Source organism: Psychrobacter sp. W2-37-MNA-CIBAN-0211 (genome assembly GCF_040309405.1).
GTDB lineage: Bacteria > Pseudomonadota > Gammaproteobacteria > Pseudomonadales > Moraxellaceae > Psychrobacter > Psychrobacter glaciei.
On record NZ_JBEOOU010000004.1, the window covers coordinates 153214 to 173351 of the forward strand.

A 20138-nucleotide genomic window follows, 5' to 3' on the forward strand; every position below is an offset into this window, starting at 1 on the left:
AATATCGCTGATTGAAAGATAAAGAGATAAACTATAAACGTTGCAATTTCGCCAACGAATGTTTTTTAACAGTGATAAAAGATGAAGACTATTAATTGAGTTGATTCTATAGAGGATAAGCGATGAAGTGGACTGTATTGGTGTGTGCGTTACCGTTGTTGACCGCTTGTATGAGCATGAAGAATGTAAAGGAGTTACCAAGCGAGCTGATCTATCAGCCACCCATATCAGGGGCGAGCGCAACAATTATGGGTAAAATGGAGCCACGACATACCAAGCTCGTTGGTGATCGTATCGCTTATATCATGGAGATTGATGGTAAGCGCGTCCCTAAAGATAAAAAAGAGACTTACAGTGATACTTGGGATAATGTCTATCCGATTACGACGGGTGAGCATACATTGACAATCACTTATCGTATGGCAGGACACAATACGCAGCCGACTAAGATTACCTTTGATGCCAAAGCCAACACTAACTATCAGCTGGACTTCGCTACTGATATTGGTACGGCATGGTTTAGTAAAGACAGCTATGTCGACTTTTGGATCAAAGACAAAGCGACAGATAAGCCCGTGACCGAGGTATTGCGAACTGCGCCACCGCCTGAACCGAGGGTTATTTCTTATCCGATTATTATTAATAATAGGTGATTGGTATAAGGACATTACTTATTCGAAAGCAGTTTTAGTAGATGGCTAAAACTGCTTTCAAAATGGATGATTTTTCTAGTACAGAATTGTCCTCAGAACTTTAGCTAAATATCGCAAGCTCTACGCAATCTACGTGCTAATTAATCAATCAACCTTTCTTAAATAGATATATTTATATGATTATTAATTATCAACATAGGTTTCAGTACTCGCAATCCAATAAAGACTTATGTCTTCTTCTTTCAAAGAAACCATTTTAGTTGTACGGCCTTCATCATCAATAAACTCAATTAAGTATACAGGAGGGGTCATATCGAAAATATGTACTATAGTTCCTACTTCGCCTACTTCAATGTTATCTTGGACTTTTTTTTTGACTTTAATTACATCGTTTATATCTAACATACTATAAATCCTTATTTAACAAAAACTGTAGTTATTCTAGGAGTAGTTTTACCAGTATCTATAATCCAACCTGTTCTAACAACAGTAGTTTTACCATTGGGTCCTTTGATTGGCATATCAACAGTATAATGCTTTCCATAACTGTCAGTAGCTTTTAACACTGCGGGGTTTTCTTTAAGCCCTTGTCTGATTTTTAAAACTAAATCATCAGCATTAGTTTTATTGTATCCTAAAGCAGATTCAAAAACTTTTGCTTTATGGCCTCCAACAGCGTGAGATGAATTCAAGGCATATCCAGTAATCTTGTCCATATTTATTATTGCAGAACCCAAACTAGGTAAACAAGCATTATGAACCCAAGTTCCAAAATTACCAATATGATATGTATGAAACTCTGCTACTTCAAAGTTATAAACAGTATCAGCTTTATCGAGTTTGGTTTGACTAATTACTGTCAATACGGCTTGATCGTCGCGATTTACAAGCGTCATGCCTGTTTGCAATAGTGATGCTGGTAGCCATCCAGTATCTACTACCCAGAACGGATGCTCTTTAGTCGTTTGATAAGTTTCTAGCTTACCATGATTGTCTCGGACTACTACTTCATAGATTTCTTTGTCATCAAAACTAAAGGTATCAACAACAGGGCGATATCCATATTCTAATGTGTCTTCATGACGTGACCATACCATATCACCTTTTTTAATGGTTTCGATAGCTCTTAGACCATTAATAGTTTCAATAAGGGTTCCAGCTACGAAGCAAGCTCTAACTTTAGTAAATTTACTAGCAAGAGTCTTTGAAACGACCATTGAAAGTCCCGCTTCAACTAGTATCTTTTCCCTTTGAGCATTAGTGGTAGCGCTGTTGTACTTACTATAGAACTCTGCTCCAATGACAGGACGAAGAACGAGACCAGTCAATGCTGCATAAGCCTTTAGAAAACCTTCATCAAGCTCTAGATCTTGCAAAGGTTTACCATTATAGTTATTCTTTACAGCTAAAGTAGCACTACTTGCCGCTGTATCAACATTAATATTTAAAAGAAGAGCTATAGTACCTGCTGTTAGCGTTGCTATATTCTCAATTCTAAGCTCTTCTTTAGGAGATAAAAGCCCATATTTATGAAGTAATTTAGTTTCTTCGTCAGTGATAGCTTCTGCCATTATCTCACCAACAGCCGCACCAATAGCACCCGCATTGCAATCCTGCTTTTTGGCACTAGCGGTAGCACAGCCGACACCAGCAGCGACTAATTTGTGAGCCAAATTGCTCGCAAAGTCATCACCTTCGAAATCTTTTACAAACTTCCCAAACGTTTCAGCGGCAAACACATCAACCAACGCACCACGCAAACTATTTTTTAGAGCTTCTTCGAAGCTTGCACCATTAAGTGCCGCGTCAGCAACGGCTTGAGTAAGTCCAGTACCGACACCATTTGCTAATTTCTGACCAAAGCTATCAGTGACACTACTACCCAAACCTAACTTAGCACCTACACCTGCTGTTAACGCTGCTGTAGCCATGCCACGTATGGTATCGCTACTGGCCATATCTTTTAACGTTTTACTAATATCACCTTTGTTATTAATCAGTGTAATAACCGCTTGCGTCTGTAAAGCAATACCAGCAGCATTAGTAGCTATCATGGATGCGGTAAGGCCGCTACCTGCTGGACCTGCTGCGATAGTGATAGCAATAGCGATTAAAGCTGCAGCCCCTGGCGTTAGTCCTTCTTGGGTATAGTTCCAATTCTTTTGAATTAGTTCTACTTGTGCCCAGTTGATGTCATTGGTTTTATCAAGTGCTGCTAAATACTCATAGCCCGGTTGCTTAGACAGATTAAGGGCGATTTTCCCTAGTTCTTCTTGACTTTTTTGTATGTTTGTCTTGGCTTTATTATTAGCGTCGACAGTAATATCAACGGGCACCGCTACTGTCACACCACCTGGTGAAGTGATGGTTGGTACTTGATTAAATTTAGGTAACGAGGCTGTAGTGACTACGCTGCCTTGGTCTACCGTCTTCATCCAAACGGTGTTTTCTTTTTCTTGGTTATGCGTCGTTATGATTTGATTGGTAATCACACCTAATATGACTTTAGCGTCTGCCTCTGCATACTGACCAATTCTAACTTGAATTTTGGCTGGATTCGCAGTGTTAACGATGGTCCCATCTAGTAAAGTATTGCCCCCTGACTGAGACTTAAAGTTAGAAGCAACTAAATCTGTCGGTAGCTGAGTGATCTCTTGTCTAGTATCGTTGGTATGATCTTTGTTATAACGAACACCTAAAAAGCTGGATTTCTTCTTAATGTCAACTGCATTTTCGTCTATGTTTTTAATAGCATATAGCTTGATCTCTCTACCTGCTTTTAATCTGATATCACCCGTGGTACCCGCATTAAGCTCTGATCCATAAACGGCAATATCGCTTTCTGCATTCAAAATAATATTCTTGGCGACAATGTCGGTCGTTACCGCATTGCTGTTTAGAGAAGTTGTCGTTGTCGTTTTAGTTTTTTTCTTACCATACCATTTACGTGAGGTACTGGTGGTTTGAGAACCATCCATAAAGGCAACTTGCGCAGCTTCAAGATTAATATCACCACGAGCGGCATCAATACGAACGTCACCACTGGTTGATTGAATGTCAGCACTATTTATATTCACGGCATTATTATCAATGAACACTTTCGAAGCCGTATTTACAGGGCGTCCACCTTGTGCAAGTATCTTTATGTCTTTATCTGAAGTAAGTGTAGGCTGATTAATGAGCTGATGATAAGAATAATTGGATCCTGCTACTTTACCTTCTTTATCTATATCACCTTGTTGATAAATGTCTGCAAGTCCTGTAATACGTATACTGTCGTAATTAACACCAACGGTCTTATCATCGCCATCTTTCACGTCTACAGATGCAAGATTCCCTTCTGCTAAAATAATGATCCCACCTGTGCTACTGGTGATATCACCACCTTCAATCAATACGCCTTGCTTGGCAGTGATATTGATGTCTTTGCCACCTGTCAACGAGACAGCTTTATGCTCAAAGCCTGTAGATGCTTTTTTAGAAGTTATTAGTATTTGATTAAGATCCGTTACTAAATTCTCTAAGTCTTTTTTCTGTGATAAATATGACACATACTCTTCATATTTATCACTTTTCTTAATTTCAAAATAATCTGGCCTATATTTCGCTATAACATTCATATCGTTGCCACGAACCTGCACACACTGCCCAATACCACCTGGGAAAGGAGAGTTATCACACGTTGATACTATAAAATCTACCCATTCTTTCGTTGCTTTGTTATAACTTTCAAGCCATTTAGAATCATAAAATGGCTGACTTAGTTCTACTTTAGCGTTACTAATTTCAGCGTTAATGCTGTTAATCTTATAAGGCGACACATAGTTACTAAAACTATTTTTAATAGCCTTTAACTCGACACTGCCATCAGTAGCAGTGATACTGATACCAGCTGTAGGTACTGACTTGCCATCGACTAAAACGACATTACTTCCACTAAATCCTTTCTTCGAAATTAGATCACTACCTTCAATGACTACCTCTTTACCACTCAGATTGATATCACCACTAGCAGTTAACTTAACCACTTTTTCAGAACCGAGTCCTTGCGTACCTTTATAGCCTTTTAGATAAAGCTGACCGCCGCGCGCCGCTAAAGTTGCATCACCTGCAGCAGCTAAAGTTACTTTGTTTGGATCAATAGTTAAGTCACCAGCAGTGCTATTAATAACTAAATCACCGTTCAAAGTATTTGCAATTTTACCATCGCTTAGCTTGGTCGTATTCTTTGCAAGTTTTGTACTGCCTATAGCTTTGACATTTGTATTATTACTAAAAGCTACAGCATTACTTGAATTAATAATAACAGCGCCACCAATAATATCTGTATTCTGGTGTGACTGAGCCAAACGACTGTCTATAGAGACAATCTCATCTGCATGTAGTATTGTATCGCCTGCAGTGTGTCTCCAGCTATTACTCCACTTCGGTGCTTCCGAAGTACCTGAGTTTTTGGCATAGCGTTCGCCATTGGTAATTAATTGATTATTGCTATCAATTGTGAGATGTTGGCCAGAACGGATGTCACTATTATTTAACCGCATCAAATTGCCAGACTTTAGAGTGGTACTGTCTGTAGAATTTGTTTTACTATTAATGATATTGAGATGATTAGCCGACTCAATGATCAGTCGTCCGCTACCAACTTTACCATTTGTCATCAGCTCGGTATTTGATATATTGATATCACCATCACCAAATGCATTATCGATAAGTTTATCGCTCTTATTGGTTTTAGCCGTAACCGTTCTTAGACCAATACTTTGTGCTATGATTTTAGGTGTGCCATTGATGTGAATCCCTCTATCAGCTTGAGCTATAAAGTCTTTGTTAGCATTAATGCTGTGGGTATGATTGAGATAAATGCTATCCTTATTGACTATCTGAATATCGCCGTTCCGTTCTTCTTCGACTTTTTTACTAGCGCCCGTAGCGGTAAAGTTGAGATTAGGTGCTAATGCATGACCCCAGCCATCTAGAGAAATGGCACTACCTGTAAAGTCGGTATTACTCAAGTATTGCGAAGACCGGCTATTTAGAGCCAATATCTCTCCGGCTACAAAGCTATTCTTTTTACTACCGGCATCGTAATTGTAGGATTCTTTACCATTTTTATCTACAGTGGAGGTCGTATTGCTGTAGATGCGTTCATCACTGCTCAGCTTAAGATTTTTTGACGCGTTTACAGTTGTATCTATAATTGAAAAGCGACCCTTACTGTCGATCATCACGTTTCCGCCGCTATTAAGAGTGGCATAGTTCATATCAGTGTTGCCCTGAGAGCTGATGACCATATCACCAGTGCTTGTCGCTTTGAGCTGATTCGACAGTGTAGCATTGTTTATTCTAGTGCTATTACCAGATGAGATATTTACTTGAGCACCTGATAGCCACTGATCAGAGATCTCCACATTATTCGCTGCGGCGACTATGAGAGTCTCTGAATTAGTGCCTCCTATTTTTCCGAAAGTGACGTCACCTTTTTGTGCAATTGCTGCAATGTACCCTTCATTACTAGTTAGTCGACTACCATTGATATCAATATTTCCTCTAAGGCTTTGTGCTGATATCCCTTCACCTGCTTGTAGATTACTGTCTATAATGTCAGTCTTATCAGCCTGAATATCTAATCTTTTAGTAACATAAAAATTGGAGCCTTGATTAGCATCTTTTCTAACATCGCTTACTTTGACTTTACCATTGGAACGTATTAACGCATCTCCGTTGATAGAAATAGCACCTGTTTTCTCTAATTGAGTAGAGGACTTGGAGTCGACAGTCATATTTTTTGCAGTAATAATTGTGCCTGAACTAATATTTGTATAATTATCTGAGTTGATAATTAGGTTGCCAGAAGCTTTTATGTTGCTATTGATAATCGAAGTTGTATGAAACCCCGTATCATTACCTATTTGTTGCTCCTCAATATATATATCCCCTTTACTACTCAAATTACCGCCGTTTATAAAAGTCAAATTGTTGGAATTGATTTTTATTGGAGCGTATCTAGAAAAAATCTGTGCATCTGAACTAATTGAACTTATAATTTTAGAGTCTATTTCTACACCACCATTTGATCCAACTATACTGCCTTCAGTTACTAAGGTAGATTGGTCTGCATTTATAAAAATGTTTGCCTTATCATCAATAGTGAAGTTACGAACATCAGATTTAGCATTGAGTTTTATATCCCCTTTCGCATTTATTCTTAGGACATCAGGCATCAATTGGGTATTCGTACCAGGGTTTTCCTTTCTAATAATTCCGCCATTTAGCAGAATGTCTTTATCGGCTTGCATATCAATCATGCCATAGCTGCCAATAGTACCGCTATGCTCAATACTACCTGTAGTGCCTGTAGCATTGATACTCAATAAGCTAGTTTGTGCTACGTCGGTCAGTATGCTACCGCTATTTTCAATTCTCCCTGAATTAGTTAGTACAATCTGCTGACCCGCTGTGATTCTCCCTGCATTTCTAACGCCTAGGCCATTCTCTGTACCGACAAGGTTAATAGAATTTGCATAGATACCACCAAGGGTACTCACATCGACTGCTAAGGTTGGGGCAGTCCCTGTTCCTGCAATTTTTGTAGCTTCACCAGTATCGTAGTCGACAGTATTACTACCAGTAACGATACTAACCTCTTGATTAGCAAAAATCTTACCATTGATAATCACAGCCCTTGCTAGGACATCCACATAGTTGGATTGGTTTTTGTTTTTACCGTTATATAGTTCCCCGCCTAGTGCATTTACTGTATCCAAAGCTTTATCAAATTGAATTTGACCTTGCTTGACATCAAAACCTGTCAGATTCCCTGCACTATCAATGGTAGGTGTACCAGTTGTCAGGGTCGCTCGGTTGGCATTGATAAAGCCGCCACCTTGTATTTGCAAACCTGAAGGGCTGGCAATAATGACATCAGCTCGTTGTCCTGCAACCTCAAGGTTGCCTTGGAACTTGGCTGGCGCATTGCTACGCACTTCGTTCAAGATAGTATTGGCAGCGCTTTGTGCCAGATACTGGTTACCTGTAATAGCGCCTGCTAATTGGGTATTCGCCCCGCCTATACTGTTGTTCAAGATGGCACCATTACTACCAATATCAAATTGGTTGTAGGTATTGTGGGACAAACCGTTGCTGTTAGGCGTGCGGATATTGACAATAGGCGTGCGGATATTGACAATAGGCGTGCCATTGGTCGCTTTTAAGAGCGCCGCTCGTTGGGCAGCTGGAACATTACTGGCTGTATTTTGTATTGCAGATGTCGCTGCTTGAACCTGAGTGTAGATCATGCTTTGACAGCATAGAATTGCGAGCGCTAAGCGATGATAGGATAAGTTTGCACTCGATGGCGATTCTGATTTTGCGGCTACAGATTTTTTACTGCTGCCATTACCCGCTGTCTTATTTTGGCTCTTCGTGATTTCACTCACGACCATCATCATGCCACGGGCTTTGTTAAACACTACTCTATAGCATTGCTTATTCATCTCAGGAATCGCTCTTCAAAGTTGATAAATGTCAAAAAATGTAAGCAATTGTATCTATAAACTATTGTAAAGACTAGCGTTTTTTTCCACAAATTCAAAGTTTTTTTAGATTTACTTAAAGTCTGTTATTTTGCTAATAAAAGTAGCCATCCAAATACTTATTAAAAAACCTTATATCTTATAAAGCATTGATTTTTATATTCTTTTATTGTTGATGTTATAAGTTGAAATGTGACTAGAGGGTTGTGCAAAAACTGTAGACAATACTAAAAAACTGGCCACTATTATTATAGTGACCAGTCTTTTAGCTTGATTAGAACAATGATACGATCTACGAATATTTACCTAGCAAAATTCTAGTTATATATCGTGACTCTAAAACCACCAGTGGTGTCTTTATCAACTGATCGAGGCGTCTGAAGTCCTCTACCAATAAAACCGTCTACGCTTATATTACTTGCGTATAGACGCGCGCCGAGACTGGTGCTCATCAGATACTTTCCTGCTAGATACTGAGCACTGTCGCCACTAACCCAGCCTTGATCTAAGGTTACATAGGGCATCAGGGTTACTTGACCCGTTAACGGTACGATACGAGCGACTTCTTGTTGCAATAACATGCCATTTTCGCCCGATAGGCTCTGATCGTCGCCAAGTCCTTTAGTCGTGTACCGCCCACCAATACTAAATCTATCCTGAGGAATAAGGGACTGCGGACTATATTGTCCACGCCATTGAAATGTGTATTGGTAAGAAGATTGGTCCACGTTAAATGGATGGCTTAAACTTACTTGGGCGTTCCAAATACTGGGCTGAGAGGTGGCCTCACTAATATAGCTTTCAGGCGCATCTATAGCTGATAGCGCACCCGTACCCTTCTGGTATTGCAAGCTTGCTGTCATATCTCCTAAAGGGGTTTGCCGCTGGTGATCAATACCTGCTTTCCAGCCAGAGGTGCGACGTCTTTGTACTTCAATTTCTTGGTCATCAAAATAGTTTTTTGAATTTTTATGATATCCCTCTAAGCTGGCACTGGTTTTGGAATAACGGTCTCTATGGATCAGTCTTTGTAGTCCAACCGAGCTTTGGTTAGATTTGCCCTTATAAACAATGTCTTGGTTAAGGCCTGCTAAGGTTTGATTGAAATCGTAGTCACTGTAGAGCAGTTGCAATTGCCATTTTTTATAGGGATAACGATAATTGACATAGAGACTGTTATTATTAGAAAGCTGGTCTGTATTATTCCAAGGGTCAATAGAATGCGTATAAGACAAACTTAACGCATCATTGGCACTCAAAGGATTATCGATACTGGTGGTCACTGTGCCTTGATACTTTCCAGTATCCGCGCTTCCTGAGTCATCTATACTAAGTTGCCATTGTATGGGCGTGGTGCGCTTTTGCGCGACGACCAAATCACTACTACCGTATTGTTCATTATCAATGGCGCTAACACTCGGTATGATGTCAATGTTGGTGATCGCCGATTGAGGCAAGCGAAAGTTTTCTAAGCTGGTTTCAACGTCTCTTAGATTGATGAGGTCGCCTTCTGAAAGCGTGAGCGCATTGCTGATGTTCGTTTTTGGGTGCCCATCTTCAGATCTCCATACCTTATGGAGTCGCCCTGGTATGATCGTGATATTAAGGGTACCACTCGTCAAGTCTTGAGGCTCAATAGTCGCTTGAGTGGTGATAAATCCTTGCTCGATTAGCTCATTCTGTACATTACGCATCGCATAATTTAAGCCTTGCTGACCGATACATTTGCCTAGTATAGATCCTTGCCCATATTTTATAGGGCCTAAAATAGTAGCGAACTGTCTTTTTAGTGCAGGTTCGTCAGGCAGTTGCAGGTTGACCTGATAAATATTAAAGCAAGGACTTTCACCAAGTGGTGGCTGTTCCAAGCTAGTATCTGGCGCTGGTTCGCTAAGATTCACAAAGGGCTTTAAGGTTTTGCCCTCAAAATTTTCAAGTCGCTGTTGATATTGGTTGTATTGTTGCTGCTCTATTTGAGTCAGATCAGATTGAGCGTAGACGTGAGAGGTAAGACCGCCTAGGCTACATAATTGAATACTGGTTAGCAGAACAGGTTTTAGATGATTGGCTAGTGACATATTTGTATCTATGCTAGGAGAGTAAACAATAATTGTATATTATTTATGCTGTATTTTTACCTTCTTCTGCGAGGTTTTTTAAATAAATTGAAATTGTCTTCTAGAATTAAGTAGGTCATGTTGTGATCGTGCCGATTATAGTGGTCATGGAAAGTGATACTGCTTGTTGCTTCCATAACAGACGTTATGTCCCTTAGCCACTACCTTCTGCTTTTTAGCATGAATTTTGTCCATTACGCCAAAATATCTCAAAATAAAAGCTGGGCAATATAAATGCCCAGCCTACATCATATCAGTTAATACAACTTTAGCGCCTTTCTTGATGTATGACGCGCATGAACACACGCCCGTACCTTTTATGTTTTCAGCTACTGTCTCAGCTATTTTTTCTCATCATTAATATCATCTACATCAGCACGATCAATCACATCTAAATCTTCTAAGCACAGTTTATCGTATTGTTTTTTGCAAAAATCAGGATCGATCTGGCACATTGCTGATTGTAATTGGTCTAGGCGGTTCTCTGATTGTTGAATATGTTCGAGCATTTTAGCAAAGGCTTCAGCGACAGGGTCTTGTGAAGAAGGGTCGATACCATAAGCTTGAAAGGCTGTGGCACGTGCGGCACTGGTTGTATTGCTTTCAATATTGTCTTGATTTATTTGAGCCGCTTTTTCTTGTTGTTTGGCATCTTGCACTTTGGTCGCAATAGGATTGCCTTTTTCATCATGATAGTCTGAAATCATACGAGCCGCACTACCGACCATCGTGGCGTTTGCTGGTACGGGTTTGACGACCACGGCATTGGAGCCAATTTTAGCATTTTTGCCAACAGTAAATGGCCCCAATACTTTTGCCCCAGCACCGACCGTTACGCCATCTTCTAGGGTCGGGTGACGTTTGCCGTTATTTTGTGAGACGCCGCCGAGGGTGACGCCATGATAAAGCGTGACATCATTGCCGATTTCTGCCGTTTCACCAATGACCACACCAACGCCATGATCGATAAAGAAGCGCTTACCAATTTTGGCAGCCGGATGGATTTCAATACCGGTGATGATACGCGAGCCGTAAGAGATAACGCGAGCTGCCAGCTTTTGGTCATGTTGCCACAGATAATGCGCACCGCGATGCAAAATAAGTGCATGGATGCCAGGGTAAGTCAGTAATACTTCTACGCTATTACGCGCTGCAGGATCACGGGTAAATACCGCATCAATATCTTCTGTTAGGTCTTTTTTGATGCTGGCAAGAGATTTGAACAGTTTGGCTGGCAATGACATAGAGCGTCCTATCTATTCGTCGGTAGAGTGTCGTTGCTAAAACAGCGATGCCTCTAATCTGTGGTCGTAAAGTTCGGATAATAAGGAATACGTGTTTTCGCTAAGCTTCTGCAAGTTATAACAGCTTTATACTGCAAAATATAGTAAAAAGCTGTCAAATGAAGGCGAGCTGATAAACAATAACTTGTTTTAGTCTTTTGAGAGTTTGGCAATCAAAGCGCTCAATAGCTGATACTCTTTTTGATCAAGCTGTAAACGTGAGCCAAGTCTAGACAGTCGTGAGGGCAACGATTTTAAATGCTCGCTATTTGCTAGACCACGGTGCACCATCAGGTCAGTGGTACGCTGAGTAAGCTGTTGCAACTGCTGCTGAGTAATAGCAGGCTCATCCCACTGCTGACGTAAATGCACATCAAGCGTTGGCTGAGCAGTAGCACTCAAATTATTATCTAAATCATCTGCTGTCTGAATGTGCGTTTGGGCATAAGCAAAAATAAAGCTGGCAATCACTTGGACGGCTGAGGCGACATTTAAAACAGGATAAGCAGGATTGGCATCGATTTGGATATGATAATCAGCACAAGCCAACTCTTCGTTGGTTAGACCACGATCTTCACGTCCAAACAAGATAGCGATGTTTGATTTACCGTTGCTATGAGCGCTTTGGTTATCGTCAGTATGGTTGCTTGTAGTAAAAGTGGATTGTTTATCAAGAAAATCGAACATGATTTTGGCGGCTTGCGTGGGTGTCACCACAGGGCGCGGCAAGTGACGGCTGCGACTGCTGGCCGCGAATACCAACTGGCAGTCTCCAATAGCAGACTCTAGTGTGGGCGCTATCAAAGCTGATGACAATACATCACTGCCGCCTGCTGAATGAGAAACACTGGTTTCATCGATTGGCAGTTTGGGATCTACAACGGTTAAACGCGACAGACCCATAGTATGCATTGCCCGTGCTGCCGAGCCAATATTGGCAGGCAAAGTCGTATTGACCATAACTACTTGTAGGCAATCAAGGTAGTCATTTACTGTATGGGCGGATGCTACTGCTCGTGCAGAGTCGTTACTCATTATTGTCCCAATCTCTGATTGATTTCTTGTTCAGCACGGTGTAATGCAATGGCAATCTCTTCAATAAGCACAGCTTGCTCACCGACACGGCGCTCACGGCAGCGCTCTTGCAATTGACAGCTCAAGTTTATCAGTTGAGTGGTACCTAAGTTAGCACTAGCTCCTTTTAGAGCGTGAGCTATCTCAAAGCCAGCGACATCATCGTTTTGTTGTTGAGCCGTTCGCAAGTTTGTGATGCGCTGTTTACTATCAGTGATATAAACCTGTATCAAATCGGCAAAATCTTCTTCTAGCAAGTCACGCATGTCTTCGAACTGTTCGTGATTGATAATCTCTTCGTCAGTTTGCCCAATCATATTATTATTTGTGGTTTTGTCCATGGTTACTGTCCAATTTTTAAAAGTTAAAGCAATAAGATTACTATAATGAAGTTTTGAAAAGTAAGGTACGTCTTAGCTGTAATGGAAATGTAAGTTGTCTTCGCTTAGCATGTTCTTTAACTGCTGCAAATTATCATCGTTAGGGTAGACGCGCCAATGCTCGGATAGCCCCACATTAGCGATGCCAAATTCCTCATAAATGCTCAGTCCCAGTGGCAGACAATTATCATTAATGGAGGCGTCAGTATTGCTCAAAGCATTATTGGCATAACTTTGACCAGTATGGTTTTGATTGATACCGTTTTGAAGCACATCTTGGTTCATATCATTTTCTAGCGCCAATAAATCATTGCCATTTTCATCAAACAGACTTCCGCCCATTGCAGCATCGTAACCACCATTGCCATTGAAGCTGCCACTTGGCTCGTCTTGCTCGTTGTCATAAGACATTTTTGGTGCTGGAATAATACTGGCTTGTGCAGACTTAAGTAACGGTTGCAGACGTGTCAGCAAATTAATATCGCTACCATGAATCTTAATACTGATTTTCTTCATCCATCTTAGACGGGCATCTACCATACTCATCGCATTATCAAGGCGCGCAAACAGGCGTCCATCACGCTCACGGATACTGCCTTTAATGATGACGACTTCATCGATTTTCAACTGTTCTTTGACACGATTAAAGCGCTCTGCATAACAGCTGACTTCCAGTCTTGAGGTTCCATCATCTAAGATAATTACATTACGATTGCCAAAGTTGGCGATATCGATAATTAAGCCTGCAAAATAACAGCTGCCGTTATAGCCGGTATCCGTTAGCTTATCGAGACGTGCACCTGAGGTATAGCGTTTAATTTCCTCTAAGTATTCATTGATTGGGTGTCCAGTTAAGTACAATCCTAACGTGTTCTTTTCCGCTTTTAGACGGTGCTTGTCACCCCAGATCAGCTCTGGGGTCATCACCAACGGTGGCGCGGCGACGACACCATCCATTTCACCAAACAAATCCATCATACCAATTTCACGGTTTTGACGGTCTTGTTCCGCAGCTTGCACGGCACTTGGCAACTGACTCATTAACGCGCCGCGAATCTCGTAAGCTTCATCGGCTGGCAAGTCAGGTCGCAAAGTTGCCGCGAAATCATCAAAACAGCCAGCGTTTATCAGTCCTTCAAGGGTGCGCTTGTTGACCTTTTTGATGTCGACGCGGCGGCAAAAGTCATACAAGTCTTTGAAAGGGCCTTCACGTCTTCGTGCATCAACGATAGATTCGACCGCCCCTTCGCCCACACCTTTAATCGCCCCCAAACCATAAATGATATTGGTCGGGGTATCAGCGACGAAATGCCACTCACTGCGATTCACCGACGGATTAACGACGGTTAACTCAAAGTTTTCACGGCAATCGTTGATAAAGAACACAACGTTATCGGTGTTGTTCATATCTGAGGTCAATACCGCCGCCATAAATTCGGCAGGGTAGTACTGTTTTAGATACGCGGTCTGATAAGCAAGCACGCCATATGCCGCAGAATGCGAGCGGTTGAAACCATAACCGGCGAACTTTTCCATCAAGTCAAACACGCCGCCTGATGTGACTTCATCAATACCTTGTGCGGTGGCACCAGTAATGAAAATATCGCGCTGTTTGGCCATCTCTTCAGGTTTCTTTTTACCCATGGCGCGGCGTAACATATCTGCACCGCCCAAGCTATAGCCTGCCATCACCTGTGAGATTTGCATGACCTGTTCTTGGTAGACAATAACGCCATTGGTGTTTTCTAAAATTGGCTCAAGGTTGGGATGGTCATAAATGACTTCTTCGCGACCATGCTTACGGTCGATATACATCTCTACCATACCTGCATCGAGCGGACCCGGACGATAGAGCGCACACATGGCGATCACATCTTCGATGTTGGTCGGTTGTAATTTCGCCAGATACTTTTTCATACCCATACTTTCTAACTGAAAGACAGCAGTGGTCTTGGCATCTTGCAAGAGCTTGTAGGCTTTAGCATCATCTAACGGCAGGTCTTCTAACACCAACGCATCTTTGCCTTCTTTTGCACGGCGCAGGTTGATATTTCTGACAGCAGCATCAATCACGGTCAAGTTACGCAGACCCAAAAAGTCAAACTTTACCAGCCCAACGGCTTCAACGTCATCTTTATCAAATTGGCTGACGCGGTGACCTTCATCATCACAATAAATGGCGCTAAAATCCGTGATTCTGTGCGGTGCAATCAATACGCCGCCGGCATGTTTACCCACGTTCCGGCAAATACCTTCAAGCTTGATAGCCATCTCCCATACTTCGATGGCATCTTCATAATCCATATTATCAGGGTTGGAGATTAAGTCTTTCAGCTGCGGCTCTTGCTCAAGCGCTTGACTGAGTGTGATCCCCGGTGTTTTGGGAATAAGTTTAGACATTTTACTGGCAAGAAAATAGGATTTACTTTGCGCACGCGCCACATCTCGTACCACTGCTTTTGCCGCCATGGTACCAAAAGTGATAATCTGCGAAACCGCTTCACGGCCATAAGTTTGCGCGACATAATCAATAACGCGGTCACGACCTTCAATACAAAAGTCAATATCGAAATCGGGCATTGAGACACGTTCAGGATTTAAGAAGCGCTCAAATAGTAGATCGTAATGGATAGGGTCGAGGTCGGTAATGTTTAACGCGTAAGCGACTAGTGAGCCAGCACCAGAACCACGACCGGGTCCAACGGGTACGCCATTGGCTTTTGCCCAGCGGATAAAGTCCATGACGATGAGGAAGTAACCGGGGAAGCCCATCGATAAGATAACTTCCAGCTCATATTCTAAGCGTTCATCATACTTTTGGCGGAAGTCGCTCCAATGTTCAGTACGCTCGGCGACAGGGAAGAGCTTATTTAATCGATTATTAAGGCCACGTACTGACTCCGCGCGGAAAAATGTTTCAATCGTCTCACCTTCAGGCACAGGAAAATCGGGTAGTACGTTAATACCCAGCGTCAAGGTCACATTACAGCGGGTTGCTAAGCGTAAGGTATTATCAATTACCTGTGGAATATCAGCAAATAACTGCTGCATCTGCGCTTGGGTTTTTAGGTACTGTGCATCGGAATAAGTTTGCGGACGATTTTGGTCGGCAAGCACGTAGGAGCCTGCGATACAGACACGTGCTTCGTGGGCATCAAAATCATCTTGCTTTAAGAAGCGCACGTCATTATGGGCAATAATGGGGATATTGTGCTTAGCACTTGAGTGAATAGCCGCCTGAATAAAAGTGTCTTCGCCTGAGCGATTGGTGCGCTTGATGGCAAAATATAAGCGATTACCAAACTGCGCTTGCCATTCTGTCAGCAGCTCGTCGGCTTTTTCTGGCATGGAGCCGACCAGTGCTTGACCCACATCTGACTTTTCGGTGAGGAGCACGATCACGCCAGCGGCATGCTCTAGAATATGACTACGCTTGACGACCGGCACCCCATGATTGGCATCGTCGGCGCGCCCTTCGGTAAAGCCGAGCGAGACGATACGAGTGATGTTTTGGTAGCCCTCGTTGTCCATTGCGAGCAGGGTGAGCCGTGTGTCTTCATTTTCCATGATGACTTCGCTGCCGATAATTGGCTTGATACCAGCACCTAGGCAGGCACGATAGAACTTTACCGTGGCATATAGGTTGGACAAATCAGTTAATGCGAGCGCGCGCTGATTATCAGCCGCAGCGGCTTTCACTAGCGGCTTGATGCGCACGATAGAATCGGTAATCGAATATTCGCTGTGAATGCCAAGGTGTACAAATGCCATAGAGGACTCTTACTAGTACGATCAAAGGGGAATTAGCTACTAAGAAAATAAATTTATTATTATCAATGCGTTATGTTGACTTTTGGAAGAGAATAAGACGTCGATAGCCATATTTATTCATTTTAGATTTAGCTGTTAATAATAGCATTATTTGGCGCAGACAACCACTGATTCAGGGGTATCAAATTGAATTGAGTGTTTTTGACAAGGGGTTGCATCATACAAAAAACCCTTCTATATCATGGCGATATAGAAGGGTTTTTTGTATAAGATAGCACTGATAGTTTAATTAACGCTTATCATATTTATCACTATAGGCTATCCAGAAGTCTGCGTTTTCAACGCCTGCTTTTCTAGGGTCAAAGACAGGGTCAAGTCCCAGCTTCATTTGCTCGTCGTAGTCTTTTAGCACTTTTAGCGCCGTTTTACTGAGTAATACGATGGCGATGAAGTTAAGGTAACACATACTGCCAAAACCAATATCACCTAGCGCCCACATCACGCCAACAGACTGCATGCTACCGGTAAAGCAAACTATTAAGAATATTATTTTTAATAATGGTTTTAAAACAGGGTAGCGCAGTTTACTGTCTAAGTATACTAGCGTGGTCTCAGCAATATAGTAATAAGCAATCAAGCAGGTAAAGGCAAACAAGAAGATGGCGATAGCGACAAAGCCACTTCCATATTGGCTAAACACCGTCGAGACAGCGGCTTGGGTAAATGCCGTGCCCGCTTCGATACCTGGCATATTTTCGACCAGAGTCAAGCCCTCTTCTGGAATGACATTATACATACCAGTAGATAAAATCATCAATGCAGTAGCAGTACAGACGACAACCGTATCGATATAGATAGAAAAACTTTGCACTAAACCTTGCTTGGCAGGATGAGAAACCTCTGCAGCAGCGGAGCTGAAAGTTGCTTCGCCTGCACCAGCAACGTTAGAGAATACCGCACGGCGAACACCCCAAGATATGGCTAGACCGACGATACCGCCAAACACAGCATCCATACCAAACGCACTTTTGAAAATAAGAGCGAACATAGCAGGTAGGTTTGAGGCATTGAAGGCTAAGACGATAACCATCATCAAGATGTAACCAATGGCCATGAAAGGCACAACTTTACCAGCAAAACTGGCGATTCGTTTCACACCACCAAAGATAATAACAGCTAACATAGCGACGATAATTAACCCTGTCACAGCAGGTGAGATGTTAAAGGCGGTATCGAAAGAATCAGCGATGGTATTGGCTTGTACGCCGGGCACCAAAACGCCATAAGAAAGACAAGTCACCGTAGCTACTAAAATAGCAAAGGGTTTCATCTTGAGTCCGCGCTCGATATAAAAGGGTGAGCCGCCGCGGTATTGATCATCAACCGTATGCTTATAAACCTGTGCAAGGGTAGACTCAATAAAAGCACTGGCACCACCCAGCAGTCCCATGACGATCATCCAAAAAACGGCACCAGGACCACCCGCTGCGATAGCGGTGGCTACCCCTGCAATATTACCAACACCAATGCGACCTGATAACGCCATACAAAAAGCCTGAAATGAGCTAATGCCTTGGGTTGAGGTTTGTTTGTCAAACAACAGCCTAACCATCTCTTTGAGATAGCGAAACTGGACACCGCGAGTCATCACGGTAAAATAAATGCCGACACCGAGTGCCAAATAAACTAACGCATCGCTCCATATATAGCCGACGATGGTATTAATAATCGCTTCCATGGCCTTACTTCCCTGTAAATATGTGACTAAAGGCTTAAATCATTTAAGCTGTTGTTTTAATCGATGACTGTGCTGACTGAATACGTTTGCTAATTGACCAGCCAAATGGTTTTGGTCTGCGCGTATTGTGCTAAGGCTTCTAAACCATTGTCACGACCGCCAAACCCTGATTGCTTATAGCCGCCAAATGGCGTGGTGATATCACCTTCTGAAAAACCATTAATAGAGACCGTGCCTGCTTTGATAGACGACGCCACACGATAAGCGCGCTTGATGTTCTGTGTATAAAAAGAAGCGGCGAGTCCATAATTGGTTTCATTGGCTAATTTGATGGCTTCTTCTTCCGTCTCAAAGCTCGTCACCGCCAGCAAAGGGCCAAAGACTTCTTCTTTGAATAAAGTCATATCGGCTGTAACATCATCAAAAATAGTCGGCTCGATGTACCAGCCACTGCCCATGTCGTCATGAATGTTGCCACCTGCAACGATCGTTGCACCTTCCTCTTTTGCGGTCTTAAGATAATGACAAACCTTGTCAAAATGCGCTTTTTCAATCATAGGACCAATAGCCGTGTCGACATCGTAAGGTGAGCCGACTTTCCAACCTTTCAGACCGTTTTTTAGTTGCTCAAGTAACGCTCGTTTTTGACTGCTGTGGACTAATAAGCGTGAGCCGCAGCTACAGTTTTCACTCATATTCCAAAACGCGGCCGATAAGATATCGTTAATCGCAGCATCATCAAGTACGGCATCATCAAAGACGATTTGTGGGCTTTTACCACCGCATTCTAAGACGATTTCTTTTAGATTGCTTTGTGCCGAATACTGTAAGAACAAACGTCCGACCTCAGTCGAGCCAGTGAATGACACCATATCGACATCCATATGCTGGCCGAGTGCGGCACCGACATTTTCACCAAGACCGCAGACCATTTGCAGCGCTTCTCTGGGCACGCCAGCTTCATAGGCAAGCTCAGTTAAACGATAAGCCGATAAAGAGGTTAGTTCAGCCGGTTTAACAATGACAGAGTTGCCCATAATAAGAGCAGGGGCGACTTTCCATGCGTACATTTGGGCTGGGAAGTTCCAAGGTAATACTGCACCAACGACACCAATGGGCTCTTGCACGATAAGTCCTAGAGCCGCGCTACCTGTCGGAGCGACTTTGCCAAATACCTTATCAGCGGCCTCGGCATACCATTCAAAAGTCTCAATAGTCGCTGGCATGTCAGTGTTTAAGCATTCGGTAATCGGCTTGCCCGCATCCACACAATCTAATGCTGCCAGCTCCTCGAAGTGTTCATGCATGAGTGCACACCAGCGCTGCATAATAGCCTTGCGCTCAGCAGGAGCCAGACGACGCCATTCACCGTTTTCAAAAGCATCGCGAGCGACTTGCACGGCAGTACCGACATCATCGCTAGTACCTGAAGCAATCTGACCGATAATACTGTTATCAATCGGCGTGTAATTGTCCAAAGTAGCTTCTGATAAGCCATCTGCTGCTATTAAGTGACCCGCCCATAATTGCTGCTGTTTTGCTTTCTCAAATACTTGCTCTTTAGTGGCTTGTTCTTTAGTGCTCATT

At 42.5% G+C, this 20138-nt stretch carries 10 protein-coding genes; 1 reads left to right on the forward strand and 9 read right to left on the reverse strand.

Annotated features, from left to right (window positions below):
* Positions 1–122 precede the first annotated feature (122 nt).
* Positions 123–653: a hypothetical protein gene (locus AAEY72_RS06600; RefSeq protein ID WP_352309936.1), complete on the forward strand. Its 531-nt coding sequence runs from the start codon at positions 123–125 to the stop codon at positions 651–653.
* A gap of 183 nt (positions 654–836) precedes the next feature.
* On the opposite strand, the gene AAEY72_RS06605 is transcribed toward AAEY72_RS06600, so the two are convergent.
* From AAEY72_RS06605 to AAEY72_RS06645, 9 genes are all read right to left on the reverse strand, one after another.
* Positions 837–1058: a DUF4926 domain-containing protein gene (locus tag AAEY72_RS06605; protein WP_352309937.1), complete on the reverse strand. Its 222-nt coding sequence runs from the start codon at positions 1056–1058 to the stop codon at positions 837–839.
* Between the two features lie 11 nt (positions 1059–1069).
* Positions 1070–8149: a two-partner secretion domain-containing protein gene (locus AAEY72_RS06610; RefSeq protein WP_352309938.1), complete on the reverse strand. Its 7080-nt coding sequence runs from the start codon at positions 8147–8149 to the stop codon at positions 1070–1072.
* Positions 8150–8505: 356 nt separating this feature from the next.
* Positions 8506–10266 (reverse strand): ShlB/FhaC/HecB family hemolysin secretion/activation protein, encoded by a 1761-nt coding sequence (locus tag AAEY72_RS06615; RefSeq protein ID WP_352309940.1) that lies wholly within the window; start codon positions 10264–10266, stop codon positions 8506–8508.
* A 380-nt stretch (positions 10267–10646) separates the two neighbouring features.
* A complete protein-coding gene (gene cysE, locus AAEY72_RS06620; protein ID WP_210540596.1) occupies positions 10647–11549 on the reverse strand; it encodes a serine O-acetyltransferase in 903 nt (300 codons plus the stop codon).
* A gap of 189 nt (positions 11550–11738) precedes the next feature.
* Complete coding sequence (locus AAEY72_RS06625; RefSeq protein ID WP_352309942.1) at positions 11739–12623, reverse strand: RNA methyltransferase; 885 nt, start codon at positions 12621–12623, stop codon at positions 11739–11741.
* Positions 12623–13003, reverse strand: a complete 381-nt coding sequence (locus AAEY72_RS06630; RefSeq protein WP_352309943.1) for an Hpt domain-containing protein — start codon at positions 13001–13003, stop codon at positions 12623–12625. The genes AAEY72_RS06625 and AAEY72_RS06630 overlap by 1 nt, the downstream gene beginning before the upstream one ends.
* Positions 13004–13075: 72 nt before the next feature.
* Positions 13076–16813 carry a DNA polymerase III subunit alpha gene (gene dnaE / locus AAEY72_RS06635; protein WP_352309945.1) on the reverse strand — a complete coding sequence of 1246 codons (3738 nt, stop codon included), beginning with the start codon at positions 16811–16813 and terminating at the stop codon, positions 13076–13078.
* Between the two features lie 289 nt (positions 16814–17102).
* Entirely contained in the window at positions 17103–18551 is a 1449-nt protein-coding gene (locus tag AAEY72_RS06640) for an alanine/glycine:cation symporter family protein (RefSeq protein ID WP_352309947.1), read from the reverse strand.
* 89 nt (positions 18552–18640) lie between these two features.
* Positions 18641–20137, reverse strand: a complete 1497-nt coding sequence (locus AAEY72_RS06645) for an aldehyde dehydrogenase (protein WP_352309948.1) — start codon at positions 20135–20137, stop codon at positions 18641–18643.
* Between the last annotated feature and the right edge of the window lies 1 nt (position 20138).